Below are 16,783 nucleotides of genomic sequence, written 5' to 3'. Positions count from 1 at the left end.
TCAGCATATAATCATTCCATTTTTTTCAACAGCTTAGCTAAATAAATTTCATGAGAAGTATCCCGTAAAAAGGAAAAAAACAAATCATCTAGCTCTTCTGCTAACTCTTCGTTTATTTCCTCACCTTCTTCATCAGACAATTCAAAGTTAGCATGCTTCCATTCATTATACTTTTCCTCAACTAAATCTCTAAAACTAATCCAATGTTTTCCGAAGTTTGATGTATAAGTGGCAGTCCAGCTATTAATATGAATTGTACCTAACAGCTCGTCCAATTTAGAATCAAAATTAACGGAAACATTATTTTCCCCCAATGTCTTTTCAATCTCTTTTAGATCCTCTTTTGTCATTTTCTTGACTTCCCCAGAATAATCATAGCTTACTCTTCCCGTATACGAATTGATAAACGGTTCTTTTATAGGTTCCCATTTAAAAGCGACATGCTCGTCTATAACATCCATAATCATATGAGAAAGAAGCAAATCGATTTCTTTTTCTCCCATTACAATCATCCTCTTTCATTTTTTGGAATTTTAAACATTATATTTCTGTTCCTTACTTATGATTGGGATTCAATCTACATGGAGGCATGTTCTATATGAAGTTATGGTAAACCTGGCTGTAATCATTTATGTTTGCGGAGTAGACGTATCATTTATGACTACGCCTACTCCAATTTTAATAGATTATATATTTTTCTTGCAGTAAGATTTTCTTCCCTATCATCTGTCTTCAATTGTACTACAAAACGTCTCAAAAAGAACATACATTCGCATAACTATCATAATCAATAAAACGATATCGACCGTTCCTTCAAATATATCAGCGCTTTTCCAAATATATCGACCATTTCTCACCATATATCGGCCAAACGACAAAATTCGCGACTCTAAACACAAAAAAGAGCTATTTCAAACTGAAATAGCTCCTTCATTCATTCAATTACTCTCAACTCATCTAACAATGCTCGCTTCGTTTTATGCTGTATTTTTAGTGCTTCTAGACGTTTTTTCCATACGTCTTGTTCTTGTAGTTTCGTTTCGTAAATATCTTTTACTTTTTCGAAGTGTTTTATAGCTTGCTTGTAGCGTTTGCGATTGCCGTTTTGGATAAGAAGACAGCCTTTGATCCAATAGTATTCAATAATTTCCCTCGGGTACTTGTCTATGAGTTTATCTGCCAAGTCATCAAAGTTTGTATAGGGAGATTCAAACGCTATTCTTCTAGTATCTAAAATGACTTCTAATATCTCCTCATACATTTCACTGTCATAACAAATTTCCAAGTAATCCTTTGTACTTTCTTTTTGAACAATTCCTATCATCTCGTCTTGTACTTCTGCCCAATCTTCAGCTGCGAGGTGCTCTTTCATGAAATGAAAATCTTCATAATGGCTTTTATCGCGATAATCCGTGCGAAATGCTCGTATTAAAATGTTTTTTCCCTCTTCATAATCATTCTTCTGTTTAAAGTATATAAATGCGCGGTCACGTATTAGGCCAATATCTGATTGCTTCTGGAAAGCACGGTCTATTAAAGCTTGCAATTGATTCAGTTTCTCTTGCTCCGCATAGTAATCTAATAGAAATGCGAATAATTCTGTTTGTCTACCTTGTCCGTTCTCTACTCCTGCTTCTGCTACCTCAACTGCTTGATCGATTTGACTTTGTGACAGGTAATATGTTACTAAATCCCAATAGTCCATCCCATATTTTAAAGATTGTAAGCGCAACTCTAAATACGCTTCTCCATCTTGTAATTGATCTTTATAAATGCGCATAATAAATAAGCGTTCGATTCCAATCACTAGGGTGTTTTTGAAGTAACTGAACCATATGTCTCCAATCCGAATCAGACTCACATATTTCATAGATTTTGTCCATTAGCACATCATCAAATCCAGAATTACCGATTGCATATTGCGTAAACACTCTATTAATGAGTAACTTTTTCTCTTCAGTAGAAATCGAATACTGAGATAATACGTCCGTCATTTTCTCCAAATATTCATAAACATCATATTCAAGATGTTCAGGTCCACCGCCGTAATCGTTAAAGTCACTAATAATTGCTTCTGCTCGGTCCCAATATTCCCAAAGTAGCTTATTTGATACAGGTGCTTTCTTTTCAGTTCCCTTCTGTAATGCATACCATTCCATTACAGCCATATCAATATCCATATACTGATCTGCCAAATGCTTCACTAATGCAATCAATTCTTCTTTCTCTAATTCCTTACACAAATCTTGTAATGAGACAGCTTGCGCCATACCCTCACTCTCCCTCATCATTTCCACCATATATTACTTCCCCAGCAGCATACATCTCCAAAACCCCATTAACAAACGCCAAATCAAATTCCTCTGGATCAAATTCTCCGAGCCATTCTTCCATTCCTTCGTCTAGCTCATCTTCACCTTTTAATGCGGTTTGGATTTCGTTATACATATAAACGCCTCCGCAATCTTCAGGTGGACATGCACGTTTTCCTTTTTGACATGTAGGAACAGTAATCTTCTCATCAATTGGTAATATTTTCTCTAGTACTAGCTGGTGATCCCAATCATCACCGAAGTCATATGTATATACACATTTTTGTTTTTCTTCTGTTATTAATTCTCCTACCTGTGTTTCTTGTGCATCGTATGTTTCAACAGAAGATGGGAAGAAATCAAATGAATCGTCTTGGATTTCAACATACGCATCTCCAGTGTCAAAACGATATAAATGAGAATTTTGCCATCCCATTACAATTTGAATAATGTCATGTAACTCTACAAATGTCATTTGATTATCGATCAGAAATCTTCTCCAAATCGGTGGGCGAATTCCCTTTAATGTAACTTTAAATTGATAGATAGCGGGTTTCACAGGCTTTCCCTCTCTTACTTTATCTATATCTTGTCCACCGACAAACTTTATAATTTCTTCTAAACGTTCCTTTTCAGCAGGAGGCATTACTCTCCAAAGATCAGTTTTTTTAATTTCCCCAATCAGATCTAATACGATTTTGTTTATCAACATATTGAAACACCTTCTTTTTTTCATAGCTTATAAAAGTCATTATAAACAATACACAAAATATATAGCCATCATGAACTCTCCACCAGATACACCACTTCCACTCTTGCCACGGTATCTTTTTTGCGCACTTTTATATGAAGATAATAGCATATTTCACCATGTTTATTTTGTTCCATATGCCACTCTACTTTTCCTTCAAAGCTAAATTGTTGGATTACAATTTATATTCATCTAAATAAAATGATATCGAACATTCTATCCAATATATCAGCGATTCGACGCAACATATCGACCAGCCGACAAATTCCGCCCCCCAACCCCAAATAAAAAAGAGGCCACCCCAACAGGCAACCTCTCCATCAAACATTAAGCCAATAAAAACCCTCGCTTCAGCGGATCCCTTGGGTCCAATAAAAATTGATGAAACCCTGTAATAAACGCCTGGCCAGTAACTTTTGGAATAACCGCCTCGTATTCCTCTACTTTTGTCACTGACAGTACTTCTCCGGCAAATTGTCCGTCAGTGATACACTCATGGATGAAACTTTCTCCCTTCTGCAAGGCACCCTTTTCAAAAAGAGTTGCAAGTCTTGCGGAAGTGCCTGTGCCGCACGGAGATCGATCTACTTGCCCATCAGCAAAAATGGTTACATTTCGTAACGTTGCATCTTTTTCATTTGGTTCATCTGAAAAGATAACGCCGTATATTCCTTTTAAATCTTCTTCGAGAGGATGTTTTACCTCCATTTGACTTTCAATGTAGTGTTTAATTTTTCCGCCCCACGTTTGAATAGCTGATAAATCTTTAAAATTCACTTTCAAACCAAGTTCTTTACTGTCTACAACAGCATAAAATGCTCCTCCAAAAGCAATATCTACTTGAAATTCATAGCTATCAATTTTTATAGAAACATCTTTCTTGTAAACAAAAGAAGGAACATTTTCAAATGATACGGATTCTACTTGATTTCCACTATATTTTGCGTACGCAATAACCTCTCCTGCAGGGCTATCAATAATGAACTTTTGCTTTTCGCCTGTCACTTCGAACATACCCGTTTCAATTCCTACTGTGACGACAGCGACAATTCCATGACCGCACATTGTACTCCAGCCTTCATTATGCATAAACAATACCCCAAAATCAGCATGAGGACTTGCCGGCGGCGTAATGATACAACCATACATCCCATGATGCCCTCTCGGTTCATACATCAAAACTTCGCGAAGATGGTCCAAGTGCTCCATACAATAAGCTCTTCTTTCTAATTGCGTTTCCCCTTTTATCTCCGGCACTCCGCCTGTAATAATACGTAATGGTTCCCCCGCTACGTGTGCGTCAATTGTTGTGTATATTTTGCTAATCTTCATTCCTATCTCCTCCATGTTTGTATTTTAAAAGTGTCTTGCTTTTTTATTAGCAAGTATCGTGCCAAACGAAAATTAACCTAATATTATTAACATTCAATCAATTTCGTTTACATTGTTTCAAAAAAGTTGTATCCTTTTAGCAACAAATCCGTCTACGAGTGTCTACTTTTGTATACGATTTAAAATCATTGGGGGATATGTTATGAAACAATCTGATACCTTTGCGATTCCTACATTGCATACACTTCTCTCTTCTGTAGAAGAAGCCATTTCTATTGTAAATACGAAAGGGATAATGCTTTATTGGAATGAAGCAGCAGAAAAAATGTATGACATAAAGAAGGAAAAGATTATCGGAAGGAATGTTCAGGAATTTTTCTTAAAAGAAGATATTATGAATTTAAAAGTTCTTGAGAATCAGCAACCTGTTCGGGATATTTATCACCTCCCGCAACCAGATAAGCATGTATTGATTAACACAACTCCAATTTATAATGAGAACAATGAACTGATTGGTTCTATGTCCGTAGAAAAAGATATTACCGCTACGATTAAGTTAAACGAAAAGTTAACCTCTACATCTGAAGAACTTCAGCAACTAAAACAACAAATGATTCAAAATAATAGAGACGATCCCTTCAGCAATATAAAAGGAAATAACTTGACAATCCAGCACATCATTCATGACATGAAAAAAGTAGCGAAGACAGATGCGACGATTTTGATTACTGGGGAAAGCGGCGTTGGAAAAGAGCTTTTTGCACAAGCGATCCACAAGGCGAGTTTAAGAAGTAAAAAAGCATTTATTCCGATTAATTGCGGTGCCATTCCCAACGCTTTGTTTGAGAGTGAATTATTCGGTTATGAATCAGGCGCATATACTGGAGGTGCTAAAGGAGGAAAACCTGGAAAAATAGAATTAGCAGACGGAGGTACTTTATTTCTAGATGAGGTAGGAGAGCTCCCACTTGATATGCAAGTGAAACTACTTAGAGCGTTACAAGAAAAAGAGATTTATCGAATCGGAGGACAAACACCGAAAAAAATTAACGTCAGAATTATCGCCGCAACGAATCGTATATTAGAAGATATGGTATCAAACGGAACCTTCCGATCTGATTTATTTTATCGACTCAACGTATTTACTGTCTGCATCCCTCCACTTCGGGAACGAACGGACGATATTTCCTACTTAGCTCATCATTTCTTCAAAGAATTTTCTTTCAAATATAACAAATCAACTCCTTTCGTTCATCAAAAGGCAACCGAACGATTAAATAAATATTCTTGGCCAGGTAACATCCGCGAGTTACGTAATATTATAGAAAGGTTGATTGTCCTTCACGAAGGCCACGAAATATACGAATCAGACATTCTCAAGCTACTGCCGCAAGCAAAATCTTTTTCACCACCTGTTAACCAAGCTATGCCCTCACTCACTGATGAAAGAGAAAGTCTTGAGAAAACACGCATTCTTCAAACTTTGCAACAGACTTATGGGAATAAAAGCATTACGGCGAAAAAATTAGGAATGTCGCGCGCTAATTTGTATAAGAAAATCAAAAAATATGGGATTACTTTTGATAAAACGGATATTTAATACATCAAAACCCCGAATTATGGACTTTATTAAAGAGGCCATAATTCAGGGTTTTCAAGTTTCTATTTATAACAACTTCAGGAGTGCTTTGTAAGTTTTTTACTTCCATAAACATTTTTAAGTTATATACAAAAACCATGCTTTGACATCACCTAAAGCATAGTAATTATTTAAACTAATATAAAACTGCTAAGTTGATTTTTTTAGCTCATCTATTTATTGAATTCATTAACTGGAAGAAGTATTCAGGTTTATGAGTCTTATTTAGATTATACCATGAATGTAATGTATCTGGTGCAAATACATCTAATTTTTTCAGTACTTCCATCGCAAATTCCAGAGGAGCTACTCCTGATGCAGTAACCAAATTCTCACCAGATACCGCAGGTCCCATCTCATGAAATTTTTCTCCTTTATAATTAGGACAGACCATTTTAATATACTCTAAGTTATTGCTTGTATGCTTTCTAGAATCTAGGTATCCCATATTCGCGAGGCCTTCAGTTGCACCACAAATTGCAGCAACAATAGTGCCAAGCTTTAAAGCTTCGCCAATTTTTTTCAAGATAGGTTGATGAATATCCTCTCTCCAAGTATTCCCTCCAGGTAAAACTAAAAGATCTTTACTCTCAAGAGTACATTCATCAAGGGAAATATCTGGTTTTATGCTCAGTCCTCCCATCGTAGTAATAATTTCTTTATTAACTCCTACTGTAACTACTTTTAAAGGTGCTAAATCTTTTTTGAAATATCTTCCTGAGTTTAGTTCAGCAATTAAATATCCATATTCCCAGTCTGACATTGTATTAAATACATAAAGATAAACTTTTTTTGTTTGCATCCAATAACACTCCAATCACAATTGATATAGCCTATTATAATATAACTTCCCTGACAGCTAACGTCAGGGAAGTTATCATACTTGATGAAATTTTATTAATTCCGACAGAACTTCAATAAGTCTTTTTGTAAGTAAAATGAAAAAAGTTAACGAGTAGATAAAAAAAAGATCCTTAATAAGGCCCTTTTTTTATTTTAGAAGGAAAAAGCATTAAAGAAATTCACGAGGGATAGAAAAAATCAACTTATTTTGTTAAAGAAAAATATTTAGTTAACAAGTGTATTGAAAGTAAACTAATATTTCAAAGTTTACTTTCGATTAAATGAAAAAGAAGACCGAACTAGATTGTTTTCTATCTCGGTCTTCTTTTATATATAAATTATTTAATTATAAAGGATAAAATTCCAGCAATTATACATGTAATTCCTCCTAAAAGCTGTCCTATTCCAGTGATTTTATCTAAAAATGATTCATATGTTTTCGTACTATATATACCCCATAATACTAAGATTACTCCAAAAAGGATAAATGCTATTTTTAAAATCATCGTATGGTTACCTCTTTACAATATATTTTTTTATGTATGTATTTCTTATACTTTTATTATTACATTGAAATAATAGTTGAACTATCTAATAACCTTACATAAAGATGACAGTTTTGTAAGATTTCATAAGTGAAAATAAAAAAGGTCGATTTCTTAACGGGGAAATTGACCTTTTTTAGGTTTGAATGTGCTTAGCGTACAAAATTATAAGAATTAATCTCATTTTTTCATTTTGGAAATAACCAATTTTTTAACTTGATGTTGATGTGACGGAACCTCAAGTATGTAGAAATTTTAAAAAGTCCCTTCATAATGCTAAAGGGACTTTGCTCACACAAATGATAATTTTTATAAATAATTGCGGAATAATGAACTTACATAAATGCTTTTAAAAGCTCTTGTATGGCTGGAATTAATCCACCTAAAAATTTTAAAACTGCCATTGCGATTGTCATAATAATTCCCCCTCTCTTAATTTCTGAATATTAAGAATTATGTAAATTCATTATATTATAGATTTAAGAATATGACAATATCTTTTTTTATTCTCTCTAAGATTTTGAAATATGCCCCTAACAACACTTTTCACGCCGCATTTATTCATGATAATTAAGTTCACTTTTTTCGTTTTAGGGTGGATTTGTTTTCTTAAGTTGATATACCACATGCCCATCAAGCTAATATTTTGAAGTACCCCCAAAACAAAAATTCCATCTCACTTTTTTGTTTTATAGATTATTAATTTCTTTTAACACATGAAGATTTCGTTCAAACTCAAATAAAAATAGAGTCTCAAGATTCTTTTCTTGAGACTCTATTTTTTATTTCAAAAAGGAAATCATGATTTTCTCTAATTCAGCCTTATTTAAAATATCATCAATGATTACAATTTGATAGGAACTGTCCTTTCCTTTTGCTGGAACAATCATCTTAATACCCTTTACATTACTTCCCATCGTCTTTGCAAAGGTGAATTTAGCCCCTTTGAGCTCATAATGTTCTATCTTATCGTTGTCATTAACCCAAAAGTAAAATGGATCCTTTCCTTTTTCCATAATCGCTGATTGATAAATCGTATAACTGAACTCCCCTTTTTTATATCTTGAATTAATAATTGGTTTTGATTTTCCAAGTGTAATATCTGTATCAACTTTTTCCTTCTTTAGCTCATAGCCTTTTGCTGTATAAGTTGGTTTTTTAATTGGAAAATCCACCAATTTCTGCACTTCCTTAACTGTATATCTGAAATGTGAATAGATTTTTTCCCAATAATAGGCCAAGAGCGTTGCCAATTTCCTCTGATTTTTTTTCATCTTCTGGTTCTAAATGCTCAAGGCTACCTAGGGCTATTGTCTTTTTATCTATGATATACGCCTCTGTTTGCAATTTGATCACCTTTATATCTGCATCGACACCAAATTGGTTACGTTGAGCAGCACACTGACTTTGAGTACTGTATAATGGAAATATCCTCAGAATATAGTTGTTTCAGGATTGAAGTACCTGTTTTTTGTTGAATTCTTTTGCTCCTCGATGGGTCAATATGCAGCATATGATGCAACATACAGTTGCCGCTAGTAATACATAGAAACCACCATTCCATCCTACCTTGTCAACCATTACACCAAAGAGTGTAGTACCTAAAGATGCACCTAGAATGTAACTCATAAAACCTCGCAAACCAACCGCGGAACCAACGGCGAAAGGTGGAACCACCTCCATAGTTTGTACTGAAGCCAGAAACTGCGGAATGTAAATCAAGCATCCAATAATAGCAGCGAAAATAGTGACCCAATGTAAAGATGTACTTTGCCAGTAACCAATGATACAGATGAATATCAATGTCATAGCAATGATTGCTGGCGGCATGCGGTGCCCTTTGAATAACTTGTCTGATAGATAACCGGCCAGAAGAGTAGAAGGAATGGCTGCCCATTCAAAGAATAAAAAGGCAACACTCATCTCTTCTTTAGTGAAATGTTTTACATTCAACAAATAAATGGGCAACCAGCTTATAATGCCGAAACGAACCATGTAAACAAAAACATCTACCAAGGAAACGAACCATGCATTTTTGTTAAATAAAACATAATTCCTAAAAATCTGCCAAGCATTCATGTCTACTGGCGGTTTGGAATCAGCCCTTTGTTGCATTTTCGAATCGGGTTCATCCTTGATGATTTCGCTTAACGGAGGCAAGCCCTCGCTTACCGGTGAGCCTTTAATAAGGGTTAGTATCACCATTGCCATAACAATAGCTATTGCAGCCGGAACCTGGTAGTTTGCCGCTTGCCAGTGATTGGAGCCTAACATAGCAAAACTGACACCAACGATAGGCGCTACGATGCCTCCACCTATATTGTGCGAAATATTCCATATGGCACCGACAGTTCCTCTTTCCTTACGCGGGAACCAGTTTGCAATAGTAATAAAGCTAGGTCCAACTCCCATTCCCTGAAAAAATCCATTGAGAACAACGAGAACTGCAAACATCCAGAATGCGGTGCTGAAGCCCATCATAATATTGACCATAGCGCACAGAAGCAAACCAAGCGCCATATACCTTTTAGGATTAGCTTTGTCTGCTATACTACTCATTAAACCCTTACTAATTCCATAAGCGATAAGCATGGAACTGCTTAATAATCCTACTTCTGTGGCACTAAGATTGAGTTGTTCCTTCAGATAAGGAGTAGATAAGGCAAAATTGTTACGTACTATATAGTAAGCTATATAACCGAAGAACACGCCTAATAAAGATTGTAGCCGGAAAAGCCTATAGGTTTTTTGAACCTGGTCTGATGCTATTTTTGTAGTAGCGATTTTAGGTTTCAAAAATGAGAACATACTATCTACCTCGATTTCTTTACTTTGATTTACGGAAAAAACTTAGATTGGCATGAAATTTAGTATTTCAATAGAGGCCAACTTGTCGGAAACGTTTTCAAAAATACTTGTGTTATATCATCCCTCCTTTGTTAAATTATCTTATATGTCAACTCGTTAAACTATCAGCAAATATCTGATTTTATGTAAGATAATATCCTACATAAAACCATTTATGGCTATTTGCTGTCACACCTTCGACATAAATAGTAGTTTTGTATACAATCTTCCATAGATTTCGTGGATCGTTCTGAAGTAATATATAAATATAAATTTTGAAAACCCTGAATCGAGTAGGATTCGGTAAATCGGATTCAATTAGGGTATTTTCACATATTACATAAATCCCTCGCCTGCAAGAATGGAGGAAAGTATGATAAATTGGTTGAGGCTTTTTTTTATATTGCTTATTACTTTACTTTCAATGGGATGTCAGCATGAGCGTTCAAGCCCTCAAATTATTTTCTCCGAATCTGACACCATGCCTGTTAGTTCACAAGGTGACAAGCCCTCTCCTGTACGGATCGCAATTTCAAGTGTGTTATCACCGACTGATACAATTATGTACTATAGGAAAATAGCTAACTATATCGGAGAGAAGCTTCATAGACCTGCAATTCTAATTCAGCGCAAGAGTTATAATGAAATTAGTATGTTGATGATGAATGGAGGTGCTGATATAGCCATACTTTCAACAGGAGCATATATTACCTACAGACATGTTGAAGGACTTGAAGCAATTGCCATGCAAGAGCGAATGGGAGTTCCATATTATTATGGTTATGTCGTCGTAAACCGCAAAAATGAACTATCCAGTATACATGATTTAAGAGGGAAAAACATTGCTTTTAGCGATCCAACCAGTTATTCCGGATATATTTTTGTGAGGAAAAAATTAGCTGAATTAAGTGAAACGCCTGAGCATTTCTTTGGTCGTTATGTTTTTACATATAATCATGAAAGCTCCCTAAGCGCTGTGATAAATGGTGTTGTTGACGCTGCAGCTGTTGATAGCTTAGTCTTTGAGCGTACCAAACTTAAAAATCCAGAACTGATTAAGGATTTGAAAATTATTGAAAAAACGGAACCGATTGGTACCGGTCCTGTTGTCATCAGCAGTAATTTACCTGATGAAGAGAAGCGAATTATCAAGGAAAGTTTCATTTCTATGCACGAACAAAAAATAATAAAACCAGCGTTTCAGGGACTGTTCATTGATCGTTTTGTTCCATTTGAACCCCAATTATATGAGGGTCACCTATGAAATGGATGAATAAATTACAAATAAACCAAAAGATATTTGGAGCTATATTCGTTTCGCTACTCTTTCTCGCTCTAGTATTGGGATGTATCATTTGGGAATCACTCACAAAAATCATGACAGAGGACCTTAAAAAACGTGGTGTAAATATTGCTGAAAATATTGCGGCATTGTCTTCGGATTACATTCTGACTGATGACTACTATTCGATTCATCTTCTCATTACCCGGGCACAGGAAGCTAACAAAGACGTTCGTTATATACTGGTCATTAACAATAATAATGTTCTTGTCGGAAATACATTCTCCAAACACTTACCGAAAGGAATATTAAACGCACATAAGCCTGATGATATCAATACTGGAAATTACGCTATACTAACCTCAGATGAAGGAAATATCCATGACATACTGGTTCCAATCGAAGAGGGAGATGTAGGATTTGTTAGAGTTGGAATGGCAGAAAAACAGGCGAAAAGCTATATTTTTACTAAAATAATAGAATTGGTTATTGCTACATTTTTGGTCTGTATGGGGGCTGCAGGTATAGCTTATTATGTGACTCGTATCATTACTCGACCAATCAATAGTTTAGTTGATACAGCAACAGGCATATCAGCCGGTAATTTATCCTTAAGGGCTAAAGCAGAGAGTGACGATGAAGTTGGAAAATTAGCACGGGCTTTTAATGAAATGGCTGACAACCTAATTAGTTCCAGCACTGCAGTAGAAAAATTATTGAAGGAACTTCAAGAAAAGGATGCCCTTCGAGATACGTTGATTTTGAAATTATTATCCGCTCATGAGGAGGAGAGAAAAAGAATTTCTCGTGAACTTCATGATGAAACAAGCCAAGCCCTTACTTTTCTAATGGTTACAATGCGGATTTTGGCTAATGAAGTTAAAGATATCGAGCAACAGGAGTTACTTAATGTAAGCCGAGAAACTGCGGCAAGTATTTTGCGAGAAATTAGAGATTTAGCGGTAGAATTAAGACCACCCATCCTTGATGATATAGGTTTAATTCCGGCATTAAGGAAACATGCAAGAAAGTTTGAAGAAAAATTCGCTCTTACTGTAATTCTACACGCTCCCGATGATGACATTGCTGCCATAGATAGTCATACTGCTGTAGCACTATACCGAATTGTTCAAGAAAGTCTTACCAATGTAGTGAAACATACAGTAGCAACTGAGATTGTGATTAACATGGAAATCAAGGATTGTTCTATCGAGTTGAGCATCCATGATAACGGTCACGGTATACGTGAGACCGATTTTGAAAAAGCTCGCCAGCAAAATCGGATCGGAATATATGGAATGAAGGAAAGAGCCGAATTACTGGATGGTTCATTTTTTATCAAAACTCACAATATCGGTGGGACCGAAGTTAGGGTGTCTATCCCATTAAAACAGAGAGAAGGGTGTCATGATGAAAAAGACAATCAACATAATGCTAGTTGATGACCATGCCTTGATGAGATCAGGTTTAAAACTACTATTGCAAAAAAGACCGTCCTTAAAAGTTGTAGGTGAAGCCTCTGATGGACTTGAAGCACTCCGGCTTTACGACATTTTAAGGCCCGATATTCTGATATTGGATATATCTTTGCCGCGCTTAGATGGAATCCAAGTTCTCACAGAGATTAAATTACGTTATGAACAAGCGAAAGTCATAGTGCTCACCATGCACGAAGACGAAGACTATATAACATTAATCATGAACGCGGGAGCTTCAGGTTACGTCCCTAAAGCAGCCGTAGATGAAGAATTATACACTGCTATTGATTCCGTAATGGATGGATACCTATACCTTCGCCCAAAGGAAATTTCAACGATGCTAAAAAGATTGCAAAACGAAACAGAGTCCCGAAATCCTTATGTAATTCTAAGCCCACGTGAACGGGAGGTATTGCAGTTTCTTGTTAAAGGATTTTCATTGTCTGAAATTGCTCAAGAATTAACTATCAGTATAAAAACGGTTGATACTCATAAGACGAGAATGTTGAACAAACTTAATCTTTCTAAAAAAAGTGAACTTGTTCAATATGCCATAAAGTATAATTTAATAAACATGATATAACGGGGTAATGTATGTTATAAAAGATCTTATCTCTTCCGACATCCTTATCATATAGCTTTTTTAGGTTCTGTTGCAAAGTTTCCGAAGACATAAAGAAAAAGAATCCCTTATGATTTCTGGGATTCTTTTTCTTGTTTAAAGTTTGCTCACACAAATGATCTGCACATCAATCCATTCTTGATATACAGATCATTTGTATGATATTTTTTACATATAATTGCAATTGCGGAATAATGAACTTACATTACTGCTTTTAAAAGCTCTCCTACGAACGGGATGATTCCACCTACAAATTTTAAAACTGCCATTGCGATTGCCATATTATTTCCTCCTCTTATTTTGTATAGTAAGATAATGAACTTACATTACTGCTTTTAAAAGCTCTCCTACGAACGGGATGATTCCACCTACAAATTTTAAAACTGCCATTGCGATTGCCATATTATTTCCTCCTCTTATTTTGTATAGTAAGGTAATGAACTTACATTACTGCTTTTAAAAGTTCTGCTACTAATGGGATGATTCCACCTACAAATTTTAAAACTGCCATTGCGATTGCCATATTATTTCCTCCTCTTATTTTGTATAGTAAGATGTTGTAAATCTTTATACTCTTATTATAGTAAGCGCTTACATATATATCAATACATTTTAATATGCAATATTACATAAGCTATTTGGCTGCCCTCACCATTTAAATAACTTTTTACAACTTGTATCTTTAATTCATCTGAATAAGTTTGAAATTTATCCCTTTTTTAACCATAATAAAATCCCCTCCAAGTAAAAGTGTAGCATCCATGTTTATTCATGGTCTTTTTACACTGTCTACCTTAAGGGGATAATATCACCCTCATCTTAAACAAAAAAGAGACCACCCCAAAAGGTAGCCTCCTCCTATCTAAACCTTCACCCGAAACATCCCATCCGAACTCACTCGATCCACAACCACATCCGGCACCTTCCCCACAATCTCCTCCCCAATCTTCAAACTCGCCGTTGCCGCTGGAGACGGGGCATTACAAATATGCATAGAGTTTATGCCCGGGATAATACAGAAGTCATCTACCATATTCCCATTAGATAAAATCGCCTGCGCCCTTACACCAGCGTGGGTCGGAACGATATCTTTCTCTGTAAGTTCTGGTATGAGGCGCTGCAAGCTTTTGAGAAAGGATTGTTTACTAAAAGAACGAATCATTTCCTTCATGCCTTCTTTCATGTTTGGCATTGCCATTTTCCAAAAGCCGGCGTATGTCATTGTTTCCATGAAGTCTTTTATGTTAAAGTCTTTTTTTGTGTAGCCTTCGCGCTTGAAACTTAGTACTGCATTTGGCCCTGCATGTACGTCCCCATTTATCATTCTTGTAAAGTGAACACCAAGGAACGGAAAGTCTGGGTTTGGAACAGGGTAAATTAAGTGTTTTACAAGGTGACGCTTTTCTGGAACGAGTTCATAATATTCGCCTCGGAACGGGACGATCTTCATGTCTGTTAGTATTCCTGTTTTTTTGGCGATTCGGTCGCTATGTAGTCCGGCGCAGTTAATGAGAAATTTCGTTTCAAAGGCGCCTTTGTTTGTTTCGATTGTAACGAAATCTTTGTGTTCAAAAATTTGTTCTGCTTTTGTGCCTAAGTGTACTTCTCCCCCGCTTTCCTCTATGAAACGTGCAAATGCATGACTAACTCCTTTATAATCGGCAATGCCGCAGGAAGGAACGCGAATGGCTCCTAATCCTTTTACATGAGGCTCGATTTCCGCTAGTTCTCCTTTGTCGATTTTCGAAATACGTAACCCATTTTGCAGGCCTCTTTCATACAGATTATGTAAAAGAGGAATTTCTTCTTTTTCTGTCGCCACGATCACCTTGCCGCACATGTCATAGGCAATGCCATTTTCTTTGCAGAACTCCACCATCGCTGCGTTTCCTTCTTTCGCAAATTTCGCTTTATAGCTGCCCGGTTTATAATAAATACCGGAATGAATAACACCGCTATTATGTCCTGTTTGATGATGCGCAAGTTCGTCCTCTTTTTCGATTACTGCGATTTTGGCATGAGGAAATTTTTTCGTTAAGGCCATTCCAGTTGAAAGGCCGACAATTCCTCCGCCGATAATTAGAAAATCATACATTTAACTTCCCCCTTATGTCTGTATCCCCTATATTAGGAAAGGCAGGCCTTGTTGTAAGGCCCGCCACATATATTATTTAGAAAAACAACCGCGCTGGCGCATGAGCTCTCGATATAAATCTTTGTTTTTCTCAAAAGGAGCGCGCCCGTGCATCCAAAAGAGATTGTTTAATAGAACGAGATCTCCAACTGGCAATTTTAATGCGTGCGTTGCTGGAGAGTTTTCCACAGAGTGTGATAGTTCTTTCAAATATGTTGCCTGTTCAATATTGTCCGGATAAACGAATTGATCAATAAAGCAAATACACGGTGCATTGTTTACATCAAAAAACGTTTCACGGTAGACGATTTCCTGCGCATTTTTACTTGGAGGTGCTTTGTATGTGATTTTGACAGATGCGAGTGGATGTTTTCGAAACTTCTCAAGCTCTTCCCAATCATCTAAATGAAGTAAACGTGATTCGCCCCCTACCGCATTCTTTTCCTCAAATTTCATCATAAGGAGCCAATCTGTCGGTTCGTCAACAAATGTCCCGTCTGTATGAAGCGTGAATAATCGATATGCTTGGCGAAGGTAAGAATCACTGCCATCTGTATCTTTCACATTAAATCTCGCGTAGTACGTTCCTGTCATTGCATCAAAGTTAGGTGTACCAATTAAATGTGTTAATGCCGTTGCAAATTTCACATAGTCTCCTGCATCTATCGTTTCGCCTTGTACACCAATTGTAAACCCGCCTGTTTCCCGGTCGTGAATAATACCGCGAACATTTTCCATAAACGATTCACCAAAGAATTTTTTCATTTGATCAGCAAGGATGAAGCGAGAATACGGAATATATTGTAATGATTGCTCCGAATGTTCTTTTACCTCTGCGAAAAAGTGCTGAAGCAATTGCTGATCTAACACAATATGATACAAACGTTTATGTTCTGGATGAGGAACAATTTCATACCCCTCATATTTCTTTGCAAACTTCATCTTCACTACTTGCTCTGTAATCACTGACATCTTATTTCCTCCTTTTTTTAGATAAA

The 16,783-nt window shown here is 36.2% G+C and carries 15 protein-coding genes; 4 read left to right on the top strand and 11 right to left on the bottom strand.

All coding sequences use genetic code 11. The annotated features are described in order from the left end of the window. Nucleotides 1-11: 11 nt before the first annotated feature. From NSQ40_RS04530 to NSQ40_RS04510, 5 genes are all read right to left on the bottom strand, one after another. Nucleotides 12-503, bottom strand: coding sequence for a hypothetical protein (locus tag NSQ40_RS04530; protein WP_033796872.1), 492 nt, complete (start codon nt 501-503; stop codon nt 12-14). A gap of 431 nt (nt 504-934) precedes the next feature. Then, nucleotides 935-1,780, bottom strand: a complete 846-nt coding sequence (locus tag NSQ40_RS04525) for a hypothetical protein (protein WP_341286066.1) — start codon at nt 1,778-1,780, stop codon at nt 935-937. Then, entirely contained in the window at nt 1,767-2,270 is a 504-nt protein-coding gene (locus NSQ40_RS04520) for a hypothetical protein (RefSeq protein WP_258248606.1), read from the bottom strand. The genes NSQ40_RS04525 and NSQ40_RS04520 overlap by 14 nt, the downstream gene beginning before the upstream one ends. 4 nt (nt 2,271-2,274) lie before the next feature. Beyond that, complete coding sequence (locus NSQ40_RS04515) at nt 2,275-3,024, bottom strand: plasmid pRiA4b ORF-3 family protein (protein WP_033796871.1); 750 nt, start codon at nt 3,022-3,024, stop codon at nt 2,275-2,277. 366 nt (nt 3,025-3,390) lie between these two features. After that, nucleotides 3,391-4,395 carry a proline racemase family protein gene (locus tag NSQ40_RS04510; protein WP_050780592.1) on the bottom strand — a complete coding sequence of 335 codons (1,005 nt, stop codon included), beginning with the start codon at nt 4,393-4,395 and terminating at the stop codon, nt 3,391-3,393. A gap of 202 nt (nt 4,396-4,597) precedes the next feature. On the opposite strand from NSQ40_RS04510, the gene NSQ40_RS04505 reads away from it, so the two are divergent. Then, complete coding sequence (locus tag NSQ40_RS04505) at nt 4,598-5,995, top strand: sigma-54 interaction domain-containing protein (RefSeq protein ID WP_258248607.1); 1,398 nt, start codon at nt 4,598-4,600, stop codon at nt 5,993-5,995. Between the two features lie 208 nt (nt 5,996-6,203). Here the strand turns inward: NSQ40_RS04505 and NSQ40_RS04500 are convergent, their stop codons facing one another. The 4 genes from NSQ40_RS04500 to pgtP all read right to left on the bottom strand — a co-directional run bounded on the left by NSQ40_RS04500 (nt 6,204) and on the right by pgtP (nt 10,230). Beyond that, a complete protein-coding gene (locus NSQ40_RS04500; RefSeq protein WP_098158805.1) occupies nt 6,204-6,836 on the bottom strand; it encodes a type 1 glutamine amidotransferase family protein in 633 nt (210 codons plus the stop codon). 379 nt (nt 6,837-7,215) lie between these two features. Then, nucleotides 7,216-7,383, bottom strand: a complete 168-nt coding sequence (locus tag NSQ40_RS04495) for a hypothetical protein (RefSeq protein ID WP_170957053.1) — start codon at nt 7,381-7,383, stop codon at nt 7,216-7,218. Between the two features lie 821 nt (nt 7,384-8,204). Beyond that, complete coding sequence (locus tag NSQ40_RS04490) at nt 8,205-8,609, bottom strand: hypothetical protein (RefSeq protein ID WP_341286065.1); 405 nt, start codon at nt 8,607-8,609, stop codon at nt 8,205-8,207. Between the two features lie 262 nt (nt 8,610-8,871). Beyond that, entirely contained in the window at nt 8,872-10,230 is a 1,359-nt protein-coding gene (gene pgtP, locus NSQ40_RS04485) for a phosphoglycerate transporter PgtP (RefSeq protein WP_003195572.1), read from the bottom strand. 412 nt (nt 10,231-10,642) lie between these two features. Between pgtP and NSQ40_RS04480 the strand changes: the two genes are divergently transcribed. From NSQ40_RS04480 to NSQ40_RS04470, 3 genes are read left to right on the top strand one after another with little or no spacing between them, the layout of a single operon-like run. Continuing rightward, nucleotides 10,643-11,533, top strand: a complete 891-nt coding sequence (locus NSQ40_RS04480; RefSeq protein ID WP_033796870.1) for a substrate-binding domain-containing protein — start codon at nt 10,643-10,645, stop codon at nt 11,531-11,533. After that, nucleotides 11,530-12,993: a HAMP domain-containing sensor histidine kinase gene (locus NSQ40_RS04475; RefSeq protein ID WP_041488284.1), complete on the top strand. Its 1,464-nt coding sequence runs from the start codon at nt 11,530-11,532 to the stop codon at nt 12,991-12,993. Before NSQ40_RS04480 ends, NSQ40_RS04475 begins: the two co-directional genes overlap by 4 nt. Beyond that, nucleotides 12,962-13,612 carry a response regulator gene (locus NSQ40_RS04470; protein WP_033796868.1) on the top strand — a complete coding sequence of 217 codons (651 nt, stop codon included), beginning with the start codon at nt 12,962-12,964 and terminating at the stop codon, nt 13,610-13,612. The genes NSQ40_RS04475 and NSQ40_RS04470 overlap by 32 nt, the downstream gene beginning before the upstream one ends. Nucleotides 13,613-14,513: 901 nt before the next feature. Here NSQ40_RS04470 and lhgO read toward each other — a convergent pair. Both lhgO and glaH read right to left on the bottom strand, forming a co-directional pair. Further along, nucleotides 14,514-15,746 (bottom strand): L-2-hydroxyglutarate oxidase, encoded by a 1,233-nt coding sequence (lhgO, locus tag NSQ40_RS04465; protein WP_003195561.1) that lies wholly within the window; start codon nt 15,744-15,746, stop codon nt 14,514-14,516. A 72-nt stretch (nt 15,747-15,818) separates the two neighbouring features. Next, complete coding sequence (gene glaH, locus NSQ40_RS04460) at nt 15,819-16,757, bottom strand: glutarate dioxygenase GlaH (RefSeq protein WP_098114292.1); 939 nt, start codon at nt 16,755-16,757, stop codon at nt 15,819-15,821. Between the last annotated feature and the right edge of the window lie 26 nt (nt 16,758-16,783).

This window comes from Bacillus sp. FSL K6-6038 (genome assembly GCF_038050455.1).
Classification (GTDB): domain Bacteria; phylum Bacillota; class Bacilli; order Bacillales; family Bacillaceae_G; genus Bacillus_A; species Bacillus_A pseudomycoides.
The sequence above is the reverse complement of the archived record's forward strand: the minus strand, read 5'-3'. Positions and strand labels throughout refer to the sequence as shown.